The organism is Streptomyces sp. NBC_00989 (assembly GCF_045162655.1).
Taxonomy (GTDB): Bacteria; Actinomycetota; Actinomycetes; order Streptomycetales; family Streptomycetaceae; genus Streptomyces.
This window is the reverse complement of the sequence record NZ_CP108728.1, coordinates 7,485,532-7,500,989: the sequence shown is the minus strand read 5'-3', so window position 1 is coordinate 7,500,989 and position 15,458 is coordinate 7,485,532. Positions and strand designations below refer to the sequence as shown.

At 71.9% G+C, this 15,458-nt stretch carries 14 protein-coding genes; 2 read left to right on the top strand and 12 right to left on the bottom strand.

Annotated elements, in window-relative coordinates:
- The first annotated feature begins 292 nt into the window (after positions 1 to 292).
- Positions 293 to 559, top strand: a complete 267-nt coding sequence (rpsT, locus tag OG714_RS33470) for a 30S ribosomal protein S20 (protein ID WP_329249620.1) — start codon at positions 293 to 295, stop codon at positions 557 to 559.
- 176 nt (positions 560 to 735) lie between these two features.
- Here rpsT and holA read toward each other — a convergent pair whose 3' ends face one another.
- The 6 genes from holA to OG714_RS33440 all read right to left on the bottom strand — a co-directional run bounded on the left by holA (position 736) and on the right by OG714_RS33440 (position 5,422).
- Positions 736 to 1,725: a DNA polymerase III subunit delta gene (gene holA, locus OG714_RS33465; RefSeq protein WP_406126622.1), complete on the bottom strand. Its 990-nt coding sequence runs from the start codon at positions 1,723 to 1,725 to the stop codon at positions 736 to 738.
- A 130-nt stretch (positions 1,726 to 1,855) separates the two neighbouring features.
- Positions 1,856 to 2,101, bottom strand: a complete 246-nt coding sequence (locus OG714_RS33460) for a hypothetical protein (protein ID WP_406126620.1) — start codon at positions 2,099 to 2,101, stop codon at positions 1,856 to 1,858.
- Between the two features lie 12 nt (positions 2,102 to 2,113).
- A complete protein-coding gene (locus OG714_RS33455) occupies positions 2,114 to 2,899 on the bottom strand; it encodes an arylamine N-acetyltransferase (protein ID WP_406126619.1) in 786 nt (261 codons plus the stop codon).
- On the bottom strand, positions 2,896 to 4,041 hold the full coding sequence (locus tag OG714_RS33450) for an alcohol dehydrogenase catalytic domain-containing protein (RefSeq protein ID WP_406126617.1): 1,146 nt from the start codon (positions 4,039 to 4,041) through the stop codon (positions 2,896 to 2,898). The genes OG714_RS33455 and OG714_RS33450 overlap by 4 nt, the downstream gene beginning before the upstream one ends.
- Before the next feature lie 92 nt (positions 4,042 to 4,133).
- The gene (locus tag OG714_RS33445; RefSeq protein WP_406126616.1) at positions 4,134 to 5,147 is read right to left on the bottom strand and encodes an ROK family protein; all 1,014 of its coding nucleotides are present in this window, start codon (positions 5,145 to 5,147) and stop codon (positions 4,134 to 4,136) included.
- Positions 5,144 to 5,422 (bottom strand): hypothetical protein, encoded by a 279-nt coding sequence (locus OG714_RS33440; protein ID WP_406126614.1) that lies wholly within the window; start codon positions 5,420 to 5,422, stop codon positions 5,144 to 5,146. The genes OG714_RS33445 and OG714_RS33440 overlap by 4 nt, the downstream gene beginning before the upstream one ends.
- Positions 5,423 to 5,446: 24 nt before the next feature.
- Here OG714_RS33440 and OG714_RS33435 point away from each other — a divergent pair, with 24 nt between their 5' ends.
- Positions 5,447 to 6,148, top strand: a complete 702-nt coding sequence (locus OG714_RS33435) for a TetR/AcrR family transcriptional regulator (RefSeq protein WP_406126612.1) — start codon at positions 5,447 to 5,449, stop codon at positions 6,146 to 6,148.
- Positions 6,149 to 6,281: 133 nt separating this feature from the next.
- On the opposite strand, the gene OG714_RS33430 is transcribed toward OG714_RS33435, so the two are convergent.
- From OG714_RS33430 to leuS, 6 genes are all read right to left on the bottom strand, one after another.
- Entirely contained in the window at positions 6,282 to 8,891 is a 2,610-nt protein-coding gene (locus OG714_RS33430) for a ComEC/Rec2 family competence protein (protein ID WP_406126611.1), read from the bottom strand.
- Positions 8,888 to 9,769: a helix-hairpin-helix domain-containing protein gene (locus OG714_RS33425; RefSeq protein ID WP_406126610.1), complete on the bottom strand. Its 882-nt coding sequence runs from the start codon at positions 9,767 to 9,769 to the stop codon at positions 8,888 to 8,890. Before OG714_RS33425 ends, OG714_RS33430 begins: the two co-directional genes overlap by 4 nt.
- Positions 9,770 to 9,981: 212 nt before the next feature.
- Entirely contained in the window at positions 9,982 to 10,110 is a 129-nt protein-coding gene (locus OG714_RS33420) for a hypothetical protein (protein ID WP_406126608.1), read from the bottom strand.
- A gap of 363 nt (positions 10,111 to 10,473) precedes the next feature.
- Entirely contained in the window at positions 10,474 to 11,319 is an 846-nt protein-coding gene (locus OG714_RS33415; RefSeq protein WP_366437232.1) for a DegV family protein, read from the bottom strand.
- Positions 11,320 to 11,463: 144 nt separating this feature from the next.
- Positions 11,464 to 12,195: a hypothetical protein gene (locus tag OG714_RS33410; RefSeq protein ID WP_406126606.1), complete on the bottom strand. Its 732-nt coding sequence runs from the start codon at positions 12,193 to 12,195 to the stop codon at positions 11,464 to 11,466.
- A 191-nt stretch (positions 12,196 to 12,386) separates the two neighbouring features.
- Entirely contained in the window at positions 12,387 to 15,275 is a 2,889-nt protein-coding gene (gene leuS, locus OG714_RS33405; RefSeq protein ID WP_406126604.1) for a leucine--tRNA ligase, read from the bottom strand.
- Between the last annotated feature and the right edge of the window lie 183 nt (positions 15,276 to 15,458).

Sequence of the window (15,458 nt, the reverse complement as noted above, 5' to 3'; positions counted from 1 at the left end):
CCGCTCGGGGACTCGGGGAGACGTCCGGGTAAGCCTGGGACCGACTCGGGAGCCGGGTCAGGGGCCTGGCCTGGGCCGACGGACGAAGGGTGCGGTCCGGTTCGGGCCGGTGCGGGACGGTGGCCGTCGGCCCCTCGGCGACCGGTTTGGGTGGGCCCATGGGCGGCTGGTAGCCTGGGTGGCTGTGTCTCATCCCTGACCGGTATCCCCGCTCGGTGCGAGACACACCCCAAGGAAAATCATCGGCCCGGGACCCGTGCGGCCCCGTGCCAGAACCTGCAAAGGCTCATTCGTGGCGAACATCAAGTCCCAGATCAAGCGGATCAAGACCAACGAGAAGGCTCGGCTGCGCAACAAGGCCGTCAAGTCCTCCCTGAAGACCGCGATCCGCAAGGCCCGCGAAGCCGCTACCGCGGGTGACGTCGAGAAGGCCACCGAGTACCAGCGCGCTGCCGCGCGTCAGCTCGACAAGGCCGTCGCGAAGGGCGTCATCCACAAGAACCAGGCCGCCAACAAGAAGTCGGCGCTTGCTTCCAAGGTCACCGCGCTCAAGGGCTGATCCTCCGCACTTGCCTCGGCCCGCGCTCGCGCGGACCGGACCAGTAGCAATCCACCGTGAGGACAACGTCGAGCCCTCTACCTCGATTCACGGACAGACATCGTGGTCGCCACGCCACGTACAGTGCCCCCGGACCCACTTCGGGGGCATTGCTGTGTCCGCCTCGGGCGGGACCGTCAGGCCTGTCCCCGGGACCGGGCCGCGCGGGCGATCGCGACGACCGCCTTCTCCAGCGCGTACTCCGGATCGTCCCCCCCGCCCTTCACTCCCGCGTCCGCCTCGGCCACCGCCCGCAGCGCGACGGAGACCGCGTCCGGTGTCCACCCCCGCATCTGCTGCCGTACCCGGTCGATCTTCCAGGGCGGCATCCCCAGCTCACGCGCCAGATCCGCCGGCCGTCCCCCGCGCGCGGACGACAGCTTCCCGATCGCCCGCACCCCCTGTGCCAACGCGCTGGTGATCAGCACCGGCGCCACCCCGGTGGACAGCGACCACCGCAACGCCTCCAGCGCCTCCGCCGCCCGCCCCTCCACGGCCCGGTCCGCAACCGTGAAGCTCGACGCCTCGGCCCGCCCCGTGTAGTACCGCCCGACGACCGCCTCGTCGATGGTCCCCTCGATGTCGGCGACCAACTGGGAGACGGCGGACGCCAGTTCGCGCAGATCACTGCCGAGGGAGTCGACGAGTGCCTGGCAGGCCTCCGGCGTGGCCGATCGCCCGGTCGCCCGGAACTCGCCCCGCACGAACGCCAACCGGTCCGCCGGCTTCGTCATCTTCGGGCAGGCCACCTCCCGCGCCCCCGCCTTGCGCGCGGCATCGAGCAGCGCTTTGCCCTTGACCCCGCCCGCGTGCAACAGCACCAGCGTGATCTCCTCGGCGGGCGCGCCGAGATACGCCTTCACGTCCTTGACCGTGTCCGCGGACAGGTCCTGCGCATTGCGTACGACCACGACCTTGCGCTCCGCGAAGAGCGACGGGCTGGTCAACTCGGCGAGCGTGCCGGGCTGCAACTGGTCCGAAGTCAGGTCACGTACGTCCGTGTCGGCGTCGGAGGCCCGGGCAGCGGCCACCACCTCCCGCACGGCACGGTCGAGCAGGAGGTCCTCCTGGCCCACGGCAAGCGTCACCGGGGCGAGAGGGTCGTCATTCGCAGTCTTCCTGGCCATCGCGTAAAGCATCGCACGCGCCACTGACAACGCGTCCCGCGTGCCGCGTGCCGGCTCGGACGGGGGGCGAGTACGGGTTCGGGTGCGCGTACGGGTTCGGGCGCGCGTCCGACCGTAGAACCGGCCGCCGCTACGGCTCCTCGCGCCAGCCGTCCCACTCCCCCGCGAACGCGTCCAGTGCCGCGGGATCGAGCCGCCCGTCCTCGTCCCGTAGAACGAGCAGCCACTGCGCGTCCTCGGCGTCGTCCTCACCGGCCAGCGCGTCCCGCACCAGCCGCGGTTCCTCGTCGAGCGCGAACCGCTCCCCGAGCGCCTCCGCCGCCTCCTGGGCCGCGTCACGGTCGGGCAGCACCAGCACATGTCTCACATCGCTCACGCGAGACATTTTCTACCCCCGCTCCCGCACCTCCGGAACCGACCCCAGCTCGATCCCGAACCGCTCCCGGTACACCCCCAACACCTCCTCGTCCGTGGCCAGTTCACGTACGTCCCGCGTCCCCTCCCCGCTGGTCACCGTGAGGGTCCGGCCGGCGAGCGTGATCCTCCCGCCGTCCTCAAGGAGCCGTGAACAGACCAGTGACTGGGTGAAGTGCGAGGCCGGTGACGTGCTGTGCCACCACGCCCCGGCCACGAAGTCGGCGAGCACCCGGGGCCGTACCTCCAGGCGGTACTGCGGCTTGCCGTCCTGGACGACATCCAGGTCGGGCCCCGCCTCGACGAGGCTGAAAGTGCCACCCGGGTCCTGCTGTCCGCCCCGTTCCGCGAACGCCAGCGGGTGGTGACTGTGCTTGCCGAAGCCGACGTCGGCCAGCCACACGCTCCCGTCCACCGCCCGTACCCGCAGCGCGAGATGGTCGTACGGAATGCCCAGCCGCCCCTCGTCCCCGTGCACCCGCGCGGCGAGCGGCGTGACCTCGAAGCCCAGGGTGGTGAGCAACGCCCCGAAGGCGCCGTTGAGTTCGTAGCAGAACCCGCCCCTGCGCGCGCCCACCACCTTCTCCAGCAGGCGGTTCTCCTCCAGCACGATCTCCTCCCCCAGATGAACCGACAGGTTCTCGAAGGGCACGGTCCGCAGATGTCGTAGCTGGAGCTCGCGCAGGGCGTCGGCGGTGGGCGCGGGTGGGCGGGCGAGGCCCAGGCGGCGGAGGTAGGCGTCGGTCTGTGCGGGGTTCATGCCCCCAGTCTCACTCCAGCGGTGGCCGTGCGTGCGGGTGGGCGGGGGCGTTGCCCAGGGTGATGACCAGGCGGACGACCAGTTCGCCGGCGACGGTGCGGGTGCGGTCGCCGATGATCCGGTTGAGGTGCTGGACGCCGGGTTCCAGGTCCATGACGTGGGTGAGGACGGGTCGGCGGTGCTGTCGGCGCGCAGGGTGCCTCGGCGGCGGCGAGGAGTTGGAGGTTGGAGACGCCGCGGTTGCCGCTGAGGGTGACGCTCGGGCCGGGGCGGGTGAAGGTGGTGGTCGCCGGGGGCCAGGGACCGCCGGTGTTGGCGCGGCGGACGCCGTCGAGATCGACGCCCGGCAGCAGGGAGGTGGTGGCGCGGGGCGGCACACCGCCGAGGGGATGGATCGCGACCACGCGCTCGCCGAGGGCGGTGAGGGTGGCCTCGACGGCGGGGACGGTGCCGCCGCGGTGGGTGGTGACGAGGAGCGCGACGGAGCCCGTGACCTGCGGGGCGAGGGGGTCGTCCGCGAGGACGCTCACCGCGTGGGGGACGTGGGCCTGGGTCCATTCGAGACCGGCTTCCGTGCGGTGGACCACGACGACCCGGACCGTGGGGAAGAGGAAGCGGGGCGCGAGCAGGGCGGCGAGATTGCCGGTCAGGCCGTCGCCGCGGACGACGAGGGTGTCGGGGGCCGAGGTGGCCAGGCAGAAGAGGGCGTAGCGGACGACGGCGTACGGCTCGACGAGGGTGGCGCGGGCCGCGGGAAGGTCTTCGGGGAGGGAGGAGACCAGGCCGCCGCGGACGGCCGAGGCGCCGATGAGGACGCGCTGCTGGAAGAGGCCCGGGACGTTGTGACCGAGGAGGAAGGACGGGTCGCCGGGGTGGGTGGGGTTGACGAACACCCGGTCGCCGGGCGCGAAGCCGTCGGTGCCGGGTCCGGCCGCGACGATCCGGGCGGCGCCCTCGTGCCCGACGACGGACGAGGGGTCGTCGCGGTCGCCGCGCAGGATCTGGATGTCGGTGCCGCAGAGGCTCACGTGCTCGGGCGCGAGCAGGAGTTCGCCCTCGCCGGGGTCCGGGGTGGGGACCTCTTCGATACGGCAGGTGGTGCCGTGGCGGACGATCGCGCGGTGGGTGGCCGTGATCGGCATGGGGTCCTTTCCGGGGCAGCGGGGCGAAGGGGTGAAATGGTGAAGGGGGTCTCGGCGTTCGGTGACGGTCAGCGCTTGGTGCCGGTCAGCGTTCAGTGTTTGGTGATGGTCAACGCGCCGTGGGAGAGCGCGACGGCGCCCGTCAGCGGGTCCACCTCGCCGGGGCGGCACAGCCGTAGCCGGTCCGCGGTCCGGTCGGGGCCGGTGGCGCGGTCGGCGTAGCTGCGTATCTCGCCTGTCTGGCGGACCAGTTCGGCGCGGTAGGGGTCGCCGAGGCCTTCCGCGTAGCCGCCGCCGATGCCGATGAGGTCGATCCGGGGATCGAGACAGCGCAGGACGCGTACGAGTTCGGCGACGGGTTCCACGACGGTGGTGAGCAGGCGCTGGGCGGCGGGGTCCCCGGACGACAGCCGCGTGGCGAGGGCGTCGCGGATGTTCTCGGGGTGTTCGACGCCGAGCGCGGCGGCCACGTGCGGGAGGGCCGGTCCGGCGGCCAGGGCGGCGACATGACCGGTGCCGCCGCAGGGGCAGCGCAGGGCTCGGACGGCGGCGGGCGCGGTGGAAACGGCCGGGAGGTGGCCGACCTCGCCCTGGATGCCGTGGGCGTCGACCGGGACGGAGCGTTCGGTGAGGTCGGCGGTGCGCAGGGCGATACCGGTGCTCACCGTGAGGTACACGACTCGGCGGTGGTGGGGGCGGCCGAACCGCCCGACGAAACTCGCGAGGCCCGCGGTGACGTCGTTGAACAGGTGCCAGTCGACGTCCGGGCGGCGGGCTGTGAGCAGGGCGCGGAGCGGGACGGGCCGGTCGGGGCCACCGCCCCAGAGCGGGCCCGAGCCGTGCAGCACCCCGTGTTCCTCGTCCATGGCCGCACCGCAGGACATCGCCACCCGCGCCCCGTCCGGGACCGCTCCGGCGAGGGTCTCGATCAGCAGCTCCAGGAGCGCTTCGGGCTGCTCGCCGGGCCGGTTGAGGACGCTGGGCGCGGGCAGCCGTACGGTCTCCTCGGAGCCTGTGCGGATCCGCAGCCAGGTCCCTCCGAGGTCGACGGCGACCTCCGTACGCACCCGGCCGTCGCGGTCCTCGGTGACGGGCCGCGTGCTCATGGCCGTAGCTCCCGCGTCTGTCCGGTGTGTGCCCGGGGTGGTCGGATCTCCAGGTGGATACGGCCGTCCCGGGTGTGGGCGGTGACGGCGGTGAGGTCGTCGACGCGGTACGGGGCGGGTTCCGTGGCGGGGGCGGCCACGGCGACGGGGGTGCCGCCGGAGCGGTGGGCGGCCAGGAGGCCGGGGGTGGAGTCCTCGAAGAGGAGGCATTCGGCGATGTCGACGTCGAGGAGGCGGGCGGCGGTGCGGAAGCCCTCGGGCCGGCTCGCCGACACTACCATTCGTATATCGATCGCTACATGAATAACGGATCACGCCGGTGTGCCGCCGTGCCCCCGGCCCGCACCTCCGGCAGAACCCGCTCACCGACGACGACGTGGGAGCACGCGATGGCAGGCGTACGCGGCCAGGGCCGCAAGTTCGATCTCGACGAGATCCTGGAGAAGGCCATGCTCGCCTTCTGGCGGCACGGGTACGACGGCACCTCGGTGGCCACCCTCACCCGGGAGATGGGGATCAACACCCCCAGCCTCTACGCGGCCTTCGGCAGCAAGGAGGGCCTCTTCTTCGCCGCCGTCGAGTACTACAACAACGGCAGGGGCAGCTTCATGCAGCGCGCCTTCGACGAGGAGGAACGCTCCCCCGTCCTGATCCGACGGCTGCTGTACGAGGCGGCCGAGACCTACACCCACGTCGACGGCCCCGGCGGCTGCCTGATCATCGGCTCCGCCACCCGGGTCTCCGACGCCGCGCAGCAGGTCGCCGACCGCCTCCAGTCCCTCCGCAACGCCAACATCGACCGCCTGGAGTCCCACGTCAGAGCCGACGTGGATGACGGCACCCTCCCGGCCGGCACCGACGCCCGCGCGGTCGCCGAGTTCACCGGAGTCATCGTCCAGGGCATGTCGCACCGGGCCCGCGACGGCGCGACGACAGAGGCGCTACGGACCGTGGCGGACACGGCGTGGAGGTCGGTCAGGGTACTGCTGGGCGAGAACTGAGCGGGGCCTGCATCACGTGCGAGTCGGGGCACGTGCCGCCGGGCGGGACCTGAGCCGACGGTGTGCCGGGCGTGCCGGTGAAGCGGAAGACGGTGTGCCGGTCGTGCCGGTGGCCTGCGCCACGCCCGTTCCCTCACTCCCGTATCACCCGCAGACCGTCTCCTTCCCCACTCACCGCCAACGCCCCGTCCACATCCGTCCGCAGGACCACCGCACCCATGGCCCGCAGCGCCGCGACCGTGCTGGGGGCGGGGTGCCCATAGGTGTTGTTCTCTCCACAGGAGATCAACGCCAGCCGCGGGGCCACCCTGCGTATAAGGTCCGGATCTTGATAAGCCGAACCATGATGAGCGACTTTGAGCACGTCCACGCCTCCCAACAACGCGGCCGCCGGTGACCTCAACAGCTCCTGCTGGGCCGGGGGTTCGAGGTCCCCGAGCAGCAGCAGTCGCAGCCCGGCCGCCCGTACCAGCAGGGCGACGCTGGCATCGTTCGGCCCGTCCGGGTCCGGCGCCGGGCGCGGTGGGGGCCACAGCACCTGCCAGGACAGCGGGCCGGTGCGTCGCTGTTCCCCGGCCACGGCCCGGGTGATCGGGACGTGCTGCTCCGCTGCCGCTCTCCGTACGAACTCGGCCTGGTCCGCGGGCTCTTCGAAGGACGTCGTCTCGATGGCGCCCACCGAACGGCCCCGCAACACCCCGGGGAGCCCCGCCACATGGTCGGCGTGGAAGTGCGTGAGGACGACGAGCGGAATCCTGGTGATGCCGAGCGTGCGCAGACACTGGTCGACCAGCTTGGGATCGGGTCCGGCGTCCACGACCACGCCGGCGCCCTTGCCCGCGGCGAGCACCGTCGCGTCGCCCTGACCGACATCACACATCGCGAATCTCCAGCCCGGCGGCGGCCACCCCGTGATCACCCGGGTCAACGGCGCCGGCGCCACCACGATCAGCAGCAGCAACAACCCGCAGACACCGCACAACCAGGGGTGCTTCAACAGCCGCCGCCCGACCAGCACGAGGGCCGCGACCGCGAGGGCGAGCAACAGCGCCCCGGTCCAACTGCCCGGCCAGTCCACTCCCCCACCGGGCAGCGCCGCGCCGGTCCGGGCGACGTCCGCGATCCACCCGGCGGGCCAACTCGCGCCCCAGGCAAGGACCTTGGCCACCGGCATCGCCACGGGCGCCGCCGCCAGCGCCGCGAAGCCCAGCACCGTGGCCGGCGCGACGGCGATCTCCGCGAGCAGATTGCACGGCACCGCCACCAGACTGACCCGCGCCGACAGCACGGCCACGACCGGCGCGCACAACGCCTGCGCGGCAGCGGCGGCGGCCAGCGCCTCGGCCAGCCGCGGCGGAACCCGGTGCCGACGCAGCGTCTCGCACCAGCGCGGCGCGAGCGTCAGCAGGGCACCGGTAGCCAGCACGGAGAGCAGGAAGCCGTAACTGCGGGCCAGCCACGGGTCGTAGAGCACCAGCAGCAGTACGGCCGTCGCCAGGGCCGGGATCAGTGATCGGCGGCGCCCGGTCGCCAGGGCGAGCAGCGCGACGGCACCGCAGGCCGCGGCCCGCAGCACGCTCGGGTCGGGGCGGCACACGACGACGAACCCGAGCGTGAGCACCCCGCCCAGCAGTGCGGTCGCCCGGAGGGAGATACCCAACCGCGGTGCCAGACCCCGGCGTTCGACGTGCTGGGCGAGACCGGGTGGTCCGATGAGGAGGGCGAGCAGGATGGTGAGGTTGCTTCCGGAGACGGCGAGGGTGTGTGCGAGGTCCGTCGCCTTGAACGCCTCGTCCAACTCGGGTGTGATCCGGGCGGTGTCCCCGACGACCAGCCCCGGCAGCAACGCCCGCGCGTCCGCCGGCAACCCGTCGGTGGCCTCACGCAGCCCGGCCCGCAGCCGCCCCGCGAACCGCTGCGCTCCGGACGGCTCCCCCACCACCTCCGGCACCGGCTGGTTGCGCACCCGCAGCACGGCCGCGACCCGGTCCCCGCTCGTCAGCGAGGGCGCCAACCGCGCGGTCACCTTCACCCGCGTCGACGGAAGCAGCCGTAGCCAAGGCGAACGCTCGGGCCCACCACCGGAACGCCCTCTCGCCCCCTCTCCCTTGGTGGACGAACCCGGGTCGACGATCAGCAGTACCGGCGCCCGTGTCTCCACGACCGTCCCGTCCATCTCCTCGACCCGCCGTACCTCGGCGTCGATCAGCACGGAGACCGGGGCCGCGTGATCCCCGCTGACCCGGGGCCTGGTCAACCTCGGATCGGAACCGACCTCCACCTCCGCGGTCACGGTCGCGTACTCCCGCGCCAATTCGGGCACCGGCCCACGCCGCAGATCCGCCCCGTGCAGCCCGGCGGAAGCGGCAGCAGCGGCGATGGAGAGGAGCAGGGCGGCGATCGAGACACGGGGCCATGCGGCCCGCCGCCATGACGGTGCGGGGTGAACGCCTTCCGGTAAGAGGTTGGCGTCCAACTGTGAGGGGGCGGGGCTGCCGCCTGCCCTGTCCCGCCGCCGCGTCACCAGCAGCAGCACGAGCGCCACGGTCAGCGAGGCGACGGCGACTCCTGTGACCCAGCCTGGTGACGCGTCCAGTGCCAGTGCCGCCGTCGCCCAGGCCGCGAGTGCGGGCGGTACGAGTCGTAGGTCCGTCGGTCCTTCCTGTTGAGGGTGTGCGGCACCTCGCCGGCTTCCGGAGGCGGCGTGCACGGTGGGGCGGGCCGGTGAGGAGACGTGGGTCATGGCTGTACCAGGTCCCGCAGATCGGAGAAGCGGCGGTCGCCGATGCCATTGACCTGGCGCAGTTCGTCCACCGAGCGGAAACCGCCGTGCTGGGTGCGGTAGTCGATGATGTGCTGGGCCAGCACAGGTCCCACGCCGGGCAGGGTGTTGAGCTGGTCCGCGGTGGCCGTGTTGAGGGAGACCGGAGCCGTCGGAGCGGCGCCCGCCACCCCTGTGGTGTTCGCACCGCCGCCCCCACCAGGCACCGCCGCAGGGGCCGGACCGCCGATGACGATCTGCTCCCCGTCCACGAGGAACCGAGCCCGGTTGAGCCCCTCGGTGCCGGTGCCCGGACGTACCCCGCCCGCCGCCCGCAACGCATCGGTCACCCGCGAACCGGCCGGAAGCCGATGCACCCCGGGCTCCCGGACCTTGCCGCTGACGTCCACGACGATCTCGGTGCCGCCAGCACCCGGAGCACCCCGCGCTCCGACCGACGAGTCACGCGGTTCGGCCCCTTTCCCCGCAGCCGCAGTCGCACCCCCGCCGCCCCTGCCTCCAACCCCATCTCCGTCTCCATAGGTAGCCGCCGCCCCCACCACCTCCGGTGCGCGAACGGGCTGGGTCCGGCCCACCCAGAAGTGCTGCACGGCGAAGACCGCGGCAACGACGAGCAGTACACCGAGCGCGACCACGTTCCGCCGCTCCAGCCCGCACCGCGTCTGCATCCACACCGGCATCCGCTCCCGCAGAGCCACCCCGACCCGCTCCCGCCAGGCCCCGCCCGCACGATCCCGCCCGGCACCGACCTCTCCGGATCCGCTGAACTCCCCAGCGTCTCCAGCCACTCCGGCCCTTCCGGGGCACGAGAAACGGTCAGGGTCCAGCGCAACACCCACCGGCGAACCACCCCGGACCACCCGCTCCGGCTCCGGCACCGGCACCGGTTCCAGCTCAGGCTCAGGCTCCCGCTCCGGAACAGCCCACGGCCCGGCATCAACAGGCGCCGGAAAACGAAGCCCCGCCGCCCTGACCACAGGCGGCACAGCCACAGGCGACACAGACGGAGCAGCCCGCCCCCTCACCTCAGCCACCGGCAGAACAGGAGGGCCTACAGCCTCACCCCCGCCCGCACCACCAGCGCCACGGCCACCGCCACCGCCACCGCCACCGCCACCCGGCGGCCCATTCCCCAACTCCCCCCGCTCCCCCGCGCGTTCACCACCTTCACCAGGTTCACCGAAGAGCAGTTCCGCCCGTCGCCGAAGTTCCTCCGCCGAAGCCTGCCGATGTGCCCGCCCCCGTACAGGCGTGCGGCGATGCCGAGTTCGGCCGTCGGAGGACGGGGGGCGGCCCGGGCCGCTGGTCGCAGTCGCTGTGTGTGAGCGTGATCGAAGTGCCATGCGCCGAGGATCGGACATTCCGCGACTTCACGATGATCTTGGTCAATTCCCGGGGACGACCGCCCAGTTGTGGATAACTCCGTCACCCACACGAGCGTCACCCGCCCAAGGCACCGGTCCAAGCACCGGCCCAGGTACCGGCCCGAGACACCGCCCTAGAGCGCCGCCACCCCAGCGAACCCCACCCCCGACAGACCCCGTCACCGAGGCGAAACCACAGCCCCCAACAACCCAGGCCCGGTATGCGCCCCGATCACCGCCCCGACCTCACTCACATGCAGATCGGCCAGCCCCGGCACGCGCACCCGCAACCGGTCCGCGAGCGCCGACGCCCGCTCAGGCGCGGAGAGATGATGGACGGCGATGTCGACCTGCGCACTGCCCGCCCGGTCGGCCGCGAGCTCCTCAAGACGGGCGATCGCCTTCGACGCCGTCCGTACCTTCTCCAGGAGTTCGATGCGCCCGCCCTCCAGCTGGAGCAGCGGTTTCACGGCGAGCGCGGAGCCCAACAGAGCCTGCGCGGCGCCGATACGGCCGCCCCGGCGCAGATAGTCGAGGGTGTCGACGTAGAAGTAGGCGGAGGTGCCGGCGGCCCGCTTCTCCGCGGCCGTGACCGCCTCGTCCACCGTGCCGCCCGCCTCCGCCGTCTCGGCCGCGGCGAGTGCGCAGAAGCCGAGGGCCATCGCGACCATCCCGGTGTCAACGACCCGTACCGGCACCGGTGCCTCGCGCGCGGCGACGACCGCCGCGTCGTAGGTGCCCGAGAGTTCGGCGGAGAGATGGAGGGAGACGATGCCGGTGGCGCCGGACTCGGCGACCTTGCGGTAGGTCTCCGCGAAGAGCTGGGGGCTGGGGCGCGAGGTGGTGACCGGGCGGCGCTTCTGCAAGGCCTGCGCCAGCGAGCGGGTGGAGATCTCGGTGCCCTCTTCGAGCGCCCGGTCGCCCAGGACCACGGTCAGCGGCACCGCTGTGATGCCGTGGCGCTCCATCGTCAGCGGCGGCAGGTAGGCCGTTGAATCGGTGACGATCGCGACATGGCGGGACATGAGCTGGAGGTTACCTGCCGTAGCGGCCGGGCGGCAGCCCGACCCCTCTCACCTGGGCCGGAACCGGCCGGATCACACCATGCCGCACGCGCACGCCATGCCGCACACTCACACAGTCCCGCGCCCTCACACCGTGCCGCCCGATCAAGTCGTGCTCTCGGGACGGGGTTTCTTCTGCCAGGGGTAGCTGGGGCGCCGTCCCAGCGGGGTGATGGCGGACGGGGCGGGCTCCTCGGCGGCGGGACGGGAACGCGGGGGCTCCGGCCAGGTCTGCCGGCCCGCCGTGGCGTCGGCGGGCGGAGCCTCGGGCCACGGAGGTGTCGTGGGCTCCGACTTCGTCCAGTGCCGCAGGGCACCGGCCTCCATGTCTATCTGGGCGCTCAGCGTGTCCAGGTCGTCCTCCGCGAAGCGGCCGGCGCGGTCGCGGGCCGCCCAGCGCAGCGAGTCCGCCGACTTCGTGATGCGCTCGGTGCGCTCGCGCAGGGCGGGCAGCCGCTCGGCGAGGCTCCTGCGGTCCGGCTCGGACTCCAGGCGCCTGAGCTCACCGTCGAGTTCACGGCCGTGCGCGCTGAGCCGCTCGAAGAGGCCCAGGGACTCCTTGAGTGACTCGTCCTCGGTCACGCCCGCGTGCAGCGCGTCCTGGGTCGCGCGCATCGACGTGCGCAGCGCGAGCCGGAGTTGGGCCACCTGTCCCTGCGGTCCGGGCTGGGCGAAGGACTTGGCGCGCAGGGTGTGGTCCTCGACCGAGCGCCGGGCCTGCGCGACCGTGCGGTCGACACCGCGCTTGGCCGCACCGACCGCCTTGACCGCCGCATAGCCGCCCACGACCACGAACAGCAGGAAGAGAAGGGCGAAGACTGCGATCACGGCTTCCAACGCTCCTCCACCGGCTCCGGGCGGCACACGCCGCGCCGCTCTTCAACGGTAAACGCAAAGGGCAGGTCCGGAGTTCCACAAGAACCCCGAACCTGCCCGTAGGGGACTACCCCGAGGCACGCGCCCCGGCGCGTCGAAAGGCCATGCCGACAAGGCCTGCCGACATCGACTGTCAACTACCGAACTACCGACTACGCCGGAACGATGTTCACCAGCTTCGGCGCCCGCACGATGACCTTGCGGATGCCCGCGCCCTCCAGCGCGGCGACGACCTTCTCGTCGGCCAGCGCGACCTTCTCCAGCTCGGCCTCGGAGATCGTCGGCGAGACCTCCAGCCGTGCCTTGACCTTGCCCTTGATCTGCACGACGCAGGTCACGCTCTCGTCCACGACGTACGCCGGGTCGGCGACCGGGAAGTCCTGGTGGACCACCGTGTCGGTGCGGCCCAGCTTGCGCCACAGCTCCTCGGCGATGTGCGGGGCCAGCGGCGCGATCAGCAGCACCAGCGACTCGGCGACCGAGCGTGGCACCGCGCCGCCCGCCTTGGTCAGCTGGTTGTTCAGCTCGGTGATCTTGGCGATGGCCGTGTTGAAGCGCAGCCCCTGCAGGTCCTGACGGACACCGTCGATCGCCTTGTGCAGGGCACGCAGCGTGGCCACGTCGATATCGGCGTCCTCGACGTCGGCGACCGTGACCTCACCGGTCGCCTCGTCCACGACGTTGCGCCACAGCCGCTGCAGCAGCCGGTACTGGCCCACCACCGCGCGCGTGTCCCACGGCCGGGACACGTCCAGCGGACCCATGGCCATCTCGTACAGGCGCAGGGTGTCGGCGCCGTACTCGTCGCAGATCTCGTCCGGAGTGACCGCGTTCTTCAGGGACTTGCCCATCTTGCCCAGCAGCCGGGAGACCTTCTCGCCCTGGTGGAAGTAGGCGCCGTCGCGCTCCTCCACCTCGGCGGCCGGCACCGGGAAGCCCCGGCTGTCCCGGTAGACGTAGGCCTGGATCATGCCCTGGTTGAACAGCTTGTGGAACGGCTCCGGGGACGAGATGTGCCCCAGGTCGAACAGCACCTTGGACCAGAAGCGCGCGTACAGCAGGTGCAGTACGGCGTGCTCGGCGCCGCCGACGTACAGGTCGACGCCGCCGTGCGGCATGCCCGCGCGGGGGCCCATCCAGTACTGCTCGATGGCCGGGTCGACCAGCTTCTGGTCGTTGTGCGGGTCCAGGTAGCGCAGCTCGTACCAGCAGGAACCGGCCCAGTTCGGCATGGTGTTGGTCTCGCGGCGGTACTTCTGGGGGCCGCGGCCGTCGCCCAGGTCCAGGGTGACGGCGACCCAGTCCTCGTTGCGGGACAGGGGCGTCTCCGGGGACGTGTTCGCGTCGTCCGGGTCGAAGGTGCGCGGCGAGTAGTCCTCGACCTCCGGCAGCTCCAGGGGCAGCATCGACTCGGGCAGCGAGTGCGCGATGCCGTCCTCGTCGTAGACGATCGGGAAGGGCTCGCCCCAGTAGCGCTGGCGGCTGAACAGCCAGTCACGCAGACGGAAGTTGACGGTGCCCTCGCCGATGCCCTTGCGGGCCAGCCACTCCGTGATGCGGGCCTTGGCCTCGGCCACGGGCAGGCCGTCCAGGGAGATGTCGTCGTTCGAGGAGTTGATGATCTTCGCGTCGTACGACCCGAAGGCGTCCTCCCACGTGGACGTGTCAGTGCCGCGGCCGTCGGTCGGCTCGACGATGCAGTTGATCGGCAGCTCGAAGGCGCGCGCGAAGTCGAAGTCGCGCTGGTCGCCGCACGGGACGGCCATGATCGCGCCGGTGCCGTAGCCCATCAGCACGTAGTCGGCGATGAAGACGGGCAGCCGCTCGCCGTTGACCGGGTTGGTCGCGAACGCGCCGGTGAAGACGCCGGTCTTCTCCTTGGCCTCGGTCTGCCGCTCCACGTCGGACTTGGTGCCGGCCTGCGCGCGGTACGCGGCGACGGCCTCCGCCGGGGTGGCGTGGCCGCCGGTCCACGCGTCGCGCGTGCCCTCGGGCCAGGCTCCCGGCGTGAACTTGTCGACCAGCGGGTGCTCGGGCGCCAGCACCATGTAGCTCGCGCCGAACAGGGTGTCCGGGCGGGTGGTGAAGACGGTGATGTTCTCGCCGTCCACGGGGAAGTCGACGCGGGCGCCCTCGGAGCGGCCGATCCAGTTGCGCTGCTGCAGCTTGATGGCCTCGGGCCAGTCCAGCTCCTCCAGGTCCGCCAGCAGCCGGTCGGCGTAGGCGGTGATGCGCATGTTCCACTGGCGCAGCTTGGCCTTGAAGACGGGGAAGTTGCCGCGCTCGGAGCGGCCGTCGGCGGTGACCTCCTCGTTGGCCAGCACGGTGCCCAGGCCGGGGCACCAGTTGACGGGCGCGTCGGAGGCGTACGCCAGGCGGAACTCGCTCAGGACGTCAGCACGTTCGGTGGCGCTCAGCTCGTGCCACGCGCGCGTGTGTCCCGGTACGGCACGCTCACCGGTCTCGAACTGGGCGATCAGCTCGGCGATCGGGCGGGCCGTGTCGGCCTCGTCGTCGTACCAGGAGTTGAAGATCTGCAGGAAGATCCACTGGGTCCACTTGTAGTACCCGGGGTCGATCGTGGCGAACGACCGGCGCTTGTCGTGGCCCAGGCCCAGCGCGCGCAGCTGGGACTTCATGTTGGTGATGGCGGCCAGGGTGGTGATCCTGGGGTGCTCGCCGGTCTGGACGGCGTGCTGCTCGGCGGGCAGGCCGAAGGCGTCGAAGCCCAGGGTGTGCAGCACGTTGTGGCCGGTCATCCGCTGGAACCGGGCGAACACATCGGTGGCGATGTAGCCCAGGGGGTGGCCGACGTGCAGGCCCGCACCGGAGGGGTACGGGAACATGTCCATGATGAACTTCTTGGGGCGGGCGGCCAGTTCGGGGTCGCCGGCCAGGTCACCGGTCGGGTTCGGCGCCTCGTAGGTGCCTTCGGCGTCCCAGAAGTCCTGCCAGCGTGCCTCGATGTCCGCGGCCATGGCGGCCGTGTAGCGGTGCGGGGCGACCACCTCGGCGGCGGCAGCGGGGTTCGTCTCGCTCATGATCCTCAAAGCTCCATCGATCGTCTCTGCCAGCGGCTGCGACATTCAGGGTGTGACGTCCACGCTGTGACATCCACCAAATGAAAAATCCCCTCGCACAGGAGGGGACGCCGCGCCGATTCCGACCTCACCGTTCACCGGTGGTCGGGACTGATCAGCGCGGCTCGCTAAGCAGAAGGCGTA

Bases quoted from the DNA above. Each gene is read 5' to 3' on its own strand.
- OG714_RS33415 (WP_366437232.1), bottom strand. From the start codon at position 11,319: ATGTCCCGCCATGTCGCGATCGTCACCGATTCAACGGCCTACCTGCCG.
- OG714_RS33430 (WP_406126611.1), bottom strand. From the start codon at position 8,891: ATGACCCACGTCTCCTCACCGGCCCGCCCCACCGTGCACGCCGCCTCC.
- OG714_RS33445 (WP_406126616.1), bottom strand. From the start codon at position 5,147: ATGAGCACGCGGCCCGTCACCGAGGACCGCGACGGCCGGGTGCGTACG.
- holA (WP_406126622.1), bottom strand. From the start codon at position 1,725: ATGGCCAGGAAGACTGCGAATGACGACCCTCTCGCCCCGGTGACGCTT.
- OG714_RS33455 (WP_406126619.1), bottom strand. From the start codon at position 2,899: ATGAACCCCGCACAGACCGACGCCTACCTCCGCCGCCTGGGCCTCGCC.
- OG714_RS33450 (WP_406126617.1), bottom strand. From the start codon at position 4,041: ATGCCGATCACGGCCACCCACCGCGCGATCGTCCGCCACGGCACCACC.
- leuS (WP_406126604.1), bottom strand. From the start codon at position 15,275: ATGAGCGAGACGAACCCCGCTGCCGCCGCCGAGGTGGTCGCCCCGCAC.
- OG714_RS33435 (WP_406126612.1), top strand. From the start codon at position 5,447: ATGAATAACGGATCACGCCGGTGTGCCGCCGTGCCCCCGGCCCGCACC.